Here is a 4,876-nt window from a genome sequence, read left to right as displayed (position 1 = left end):
AAGAGTTGCGGCCGGTGGTGGGGGTCGTCAGGACAAGCGCTGGGCGGTGTGGATGAGGTCGGCGAGGTCGTCGACCGGGCGCTCGTCGAGCCGGGTGGCGGCGTCGTCGGCGATCTTCGCGAGGTCGGCCAGGTTCACCGCGCGGGCGCCGTCACCGCCGCGCAGCGCCACGGCGAAGAAGGCGGCCGCGTAGCAGACCCGCAGCCGCGGGTCGGCCGAGGCGAACTCGCCGGACAGGTCGCCGACCGCGATCGACTCGTACGTCTCGGAGGGCTGCTTCGTGCTCGGGTCCAGCCACCGCACCCGCACCTCCGCGACCCGGCCGGTGGCCTCCGGCTTGAGCCGCACCAGGTAGAGGGCGGTCACCGAGTGCCCGGGGCCGACCTCGCCGCCGTCGACCCGGTCGTTGCGGAAGTCTTCGTCGGCGACCTGCCGGTTCTCGTACCCGACCAGCTCGTACGACGACACGGTCTTGGCGTCGAACTGCACCTGCGCCTTGGCGTCCAGGGCGCGCAGCGCCAGCGTCGCGGGCAGCCGCCGCACGAAGACGTCCCGGGCCTGGCGGCGCTCGGAGACGTACACCACGAACCCGTCGCCGCGGTCGGCCAGCCGCTCCATCAGCTCGTCGCCGTAGTCGCTGCCGACACCGACGCCGAGGAGCGCGATCTGCTTGTCCGCCTCCTCGCGGACCTGGCGCAGCATCCGGTCGGCATCGGTGGTGCCGGTGTTGGCCAGACCGTCCGACAGCAGGATGACCCGGTTGCTGTAGCCCTCGCGGAAGCCGTCGCGCGCGGTCTCATACCCGGTGACCAGGCCGTCGCCGAGGTTGGTGCTGCCGCCGGCCCGCAGCGAGTCGATCGCGTCGTGCAGCCGCTGCTTCTCGGCGACCCGGGTCATCTCCCGGACGACCTTGGCCCGGTCGTTGAAGGTCACGATAGCCACCGCGTCAGTGGGCCGAAGCTGGTCCACGAGCGTATGCAAGGCGTCCTGCACCAGGTCGAGGCGGTCGGGATCGGCCATGGACCCCGACACGTCGACGACGAACGTGAGCGCGGCGTCCTTGCGCTGCTCGCTGTCCTCACCGCGGGTCTGCAGGCCGATGCGCAGCAGCCGGGTGTCCCGGGAGGCCTCGTGCGAGGCGGGCAGCCGCGTGCCGTCCACGTGCACGGCGAAGCCGTCGCCCTTCGGCTGCGGGTAGTGCTGGTCGAACGAGTTCACGAACTCCTCGGGGCGAACGGTGTCCGGGTCGGGCCGTCGCCCGTCGCGCAGGCGGCCGGCCGCGTAGCCGTACGAGGCGGTGTCCACGTCGAGCGCGAAGGTGGACAGGTCGTCGCGCGACGGCCGCTGCGGGCCGGTCTCGTTCTGCGCCCCGTCGCCCCGGCTGGGTGGATGTGGGGAGCTGTCCGGCGCGTCGTTCGAACCGCAGCCGGCCAGGGCGAGCAGGGTGCAGACGACGACGGCGGAGCTTCTCAGTCTCATCGGGACCTCCCGTGAAGCCGGTCCGGGCCGGGTGATTCCGGCCGAGTCGGATACCGGACTTCATGGGAAGCGCAATGATGATCATTTACCGCTTCCGTGGCGTACCTGAGACGAAAGCGGAACCGGTCGTGACCAAACCGTGCGCTCGCCGTGATCTGGCGAGAACGCCTCAGATGATGCTGAGCAGGACAGTCGTCGCACCACCGGCCACGACGGCGGAGCAGAAGCCGATGGTGGCCGGACGCCAGCTGTCGCTGACCCAGCGCAGCACCGCCGCCATGGCGAGGGCGCCGAGCAGTGCCAGACCCCAGCGCGGAGACCCGGCGATGAGATCGCCGAGGGCGGCCGAACGCTCCGACTCGCAGCCGCCGAGCCCGGCCGCCACGCAGGCCGGGTCGGCTTCGCCGGAAAGCAGCAGCGCCCGCATGATCAGCACCAGCAGCGGCACGGCATAGAAGCCGGCGGCCCAGAGCAGTGCGGTCCAGTAGTCGCGCTCGGTGCGGGACGGCTCGTCGTAGCCGGCGCCGTAGCCCTGACGCGTCTCCGGCGTCCGGACGTTGGCCAGGTTGTCCGGCCAGCGGTCGTCGTAGCCGTCGTAGTTCTCGCCGGTGACGTACGTGTGGAAGCCCGCGTCGGCGGCAGGGCCGTAGTCGGCGGCCTGGCCGTGATCCGCGGGCGGGCCGTAGTCGTCGGCGCCGTACCGGTCGACGGCGTTGCGCTGCCGGGGAATGGTGGGGTCCGACGGCCCCGGCCAGCTGCCCGCCCTGACGTTCGGCGCGGCGTGCGGCTGCGCGCCCCAGCCGTCGTTCTGTGACGACCAATCCGGATATCCCACGGTCGGAGCCTGGCGGAGACCGATATCGGAAGCAATCCTCCGAACCGGCGAGAATAGGCAACTGGCGATCTTATGACCCTCGCCACGCCAGATAAAAATCTTGAAAAGAATCTTGTTTGCACAGCCTGTGTGGAGTGAAAGAGCAGGTCAGGGAGTTATCCACAGCCTGTGGGGAAAGGTTGTCCACAGCCTGTGCACAGGGTCCCCCACAGGCTGGAGCGGGTTGTCCACAGGTTGCCCCCAGCCTCGTCCCCGCGGGTGTTTGTGCGAGGTGATTCACGCGCCTAGGGTCAATCGAATCGGGTTGTGAGGGGAGGCGCCGTGACATCGGTCGGGGACGGCGTACGCGGGCAGTTCACCGCGGTCCAGGCAGCCCCGGCGGCCGAACAGGTGCCCTTCGAGAAGACCCCGCCGCAGGACGTCGCCGCGGAGCAGTGCGTGCTCGGCGGCATGATGCTGTCCAAGGACGCCATCGCCGACGTGGTCGAGATCCTGCGGGCCAACGACTTCTACCGCCCCGCCCACTCCACCATCTTCGACGCCGTGCTCGGCCTCTACGGCCGCGGCGAGCCCGCCGACGCGATCACCGTCGCGGCGGTGCTGGAGAGCGCCGGCGACCTGGCCCGCATCGGTGGCGCGCCGTACCTGCACACGCTCATCTCGACGGTGCCCACCGCGGCCAACGCCTCCTACTACGCCCGCATCGTCAGCGAGCGCGCCGTGCTGCGCCGCCTGGTCGAGGCCGGCACGAAGATCGTGCAACTGGGCTACGGCTCCGCGGCCGGCTCGGGCCGCGACGTCGACGACGTCGTGGACCTCGCCCAGCAGGCCATCTACGACGTGACCGAGCGCCGGGTCAGCGAGGACTTCGCGATCCTGGCCGACATGATCCAGCCGACGCTGGACGAGATCGAGGCGGTGGGCGCGGCCGACGGCAGCATGCGCGGCGTGCCGACCGGCTTCAGCGACCTGGACCGGCTGCTGAGCGGCCTCCAGCCCGGCCAGCTCATCATCGTGGCTGGCCGGCCCGGTTTGGGCAAGTCAACTGCGTCAATGGATTTTGCTCGTCATGCTGCGGTTCGGGCTGATATGGCCAGTGCCATCTTCTCGCTGGAAATGTCGAAGACCGAGATCGTGATGCGTCTGCTGTCGGCGGAGGCCCGGGTGCCGCTGCACGTGCTGCGCTCCGGCCAGCTGTCCGACGACGACTGGACCAAGCTCGCCCGCTGCATGGGCGAGATCTCCGAGGCGCCGATCTTCGTCGACGACACGCCCAACATGAACCTGATGGAGATCCGGGCCAAGGCGCGCCGCCTCAAGCAGCGGCACAACCTGAAGCTGATCGTCGTCGACTACCTCCAGCTGATGAGCTCGCCGAAGAAGACCGAGAGCCGCCAGCAGGAGGTCTCCGAGCTGTCGCGTGGCCTGAAGCTGCTGGCCAAGGAGGTCGAGTGCCCGGTGATCGCGGTCAGCCAGCTGAACCGTGGCCCGGAGCAGCGCACCGACAAGCGGCCGCAGCTGTCCGACCTGCGTGAGTCCGGCTCGATCGAGCAGGACGCCGACGTCGTGATCCTGCTGCACCGCGACGACTACTACGACAAGGAGTCGCCGCGCGCGGGTGAGGCCGACTTCATCGTGGCCAAGCACCGTAACGGCCCCACCGACACCATCACCGTCGCCGCGCAGCTGCACTTCTCGCGCTTCGTGGACATGGCGATCTGACCGCAGGTCCGGCGGCGTGCGCAGGCAGTGGGACGTGCTCGCGGTGATCTCCGCGGGCGGTGTGCTCGGCGCGCTGGGCCGCTACGCGGTGAGCCTGCTCCTGCCGCCCTCCCCCACCGGGTTCCCCTGGGGGATCTTTCTGGTCAACGTCACCGGCTGCCTGCTCATCGGGGTGCTGATGGCACTGGTCACGCACGTGTGGCCGGGGCGGCGGCTGCTGCGGCCGTTCCTCGGCACCGGCGTGCTGGGCGGGTACACCACCTTTTCCACCTATACCGTCGACATCGTGCGGTTGGCGGACGCCGGAGCGGTCGCGGTCGCGGCGGCGTACCTGGTGGGCACGCTGCTGGTCGCGCTGCCGGCGGTGTACGGCGGGATGGTGGTGACCAGATGGCTGGTACGACGGTGAACGGCTTGCGCCTGACGATTCTGGTCGGCGAGGGCGACCGGTGGCGGCACCGCCCGATGTACACCGAGATCGTGCACCGGGCGCACGCGGCCGGGCTGGCGGGCGCGTCGGTGCTGCGCGGTGTCGAGGGGTTCGGCACGCACTCGCGTATCCATACCGACCGGTTGCTCTCGCTGGCCGAGGAGCTGCCCATGATGGTCGTCATCGTCGACGCGGAGGAGCGCATCCGCGGCTTCCTGCCCCAGCTGGCCGAGCTGAGCCTGGAAGGCCTGGTCATGCTGGACCCGGTCGAGGTGGTCCGGTGAGCGAGTCTTGCGAGCGAACCCGGTGGGCTGGGGTGCGCCGTGGTGACGAGCGGAGCGAGGAGGCGCGGTGAGCGAGTCTTGCGAGCGAACCTGGTGGGCTGGGGTGCGCCGTGGTGACGAGCGGAG

General features: G+C 70.1%; 5 protein-coding genes. 3 read left to right on the top strand and 2 right to left on the bottom strand.

Going from position 1 to position 4,876, the window contains the following annotated elements:
- Positions 1-27 precede the first annotated feature (27 nt).
- Both Cco03nite_RS41635 and Cco03nite_RS41630 read right to left on the bottom strand, forming a co-directional pair.
- Positions 28-1,479, bottom strand: coding sequence for a vWA domain-containing protein (locus Cco03nite_RS41635; RefSeq protein WP_203699572.1), 1,452 nt, complete (start codon positions 1,477-1,479; stop codon positions 28-30).
- 169 nt (positions 1,480-1,648) lie between these two features.
- Complete coding sequence (locus Cco03nite_RS41630) at positions 1,649-2,314, bottom strand: hypothetical protein (protein WP_203699571.1); 666 nt, start codon at positions 2,312-2,314, stop codon at positions 1,649-1,651.
- 306 nt (positions 2,315-2,620) lie between these two features.
- On the opposite strand from Cco03nite_RS41630, the gene dnaB reads away from it, so the two are divergent.
- From dnaB to Cco03nite_RS41615, 3 genes are read left to right on the top strand one after another with little or no spacing between them, the layout of a single operon-like run.
- Positions 2,621-4,036: a replicative DNA helicase gene (gene dnaB / locus Cco03nite_RS41625; protein ID WP_425546925.1), complete on the top strand. Its 1,416-nt coding sequence runs from the start codon at positions 2,621-2,623 to the stop codon at positions 4,034-4,036.
- A 16-nt stretch (positions 4,037-4,052) separates the two neighbouring features.
- Complete coding sequence (crcB, locus tag Cco03nite_RS41620) at positions 4,053-4,445, top strand: fluoride efflux transporter CrcB (protein WP_203699570.1); 393 nt, start codon at positions 4,053-4,055, stop codon at positions 4,443-4,445.
- Between the two features lie 5 nt (positions 4,446-4,450).
- Positions 4,451-4,750 (top strand): DUF190 domain-containing protein, encoded by a 300-nt coding sequence (locus Cco03nite_RS41615; RefSeq protein ID WP_203699569.1) that lies wholly within the window; start codon positions 4,451-4,453, stop codon positions 4,748-4,750.
- Positions 4,751-4,876 lie beyond the last annotated feature (126 nt).

Origin of the sequence: Catellatospora coxensis (assembly GCF_016862635.1) — a bacterium.
Lineage (GTDB): Bacteria > Actinomycetota > Actinomycetes > Mycobacteriales > Micromonosporaceae > Catellatospora > Catellatospora coxensis.
This window is presented reverse-complemented; position numbering and strand designations above follow the sequence as displayed.

Bases quoted from the DNA above. Each gene is read 5' to 3' on its own strand.
- Cco03nite_RS41635 (WP_203699572.1), bottom strand. From the start codon at position 1,479: ATGAGACTGAGAAGCTCCGCCGTCGTCGTCTGCACCCTGCTCGCCCTG.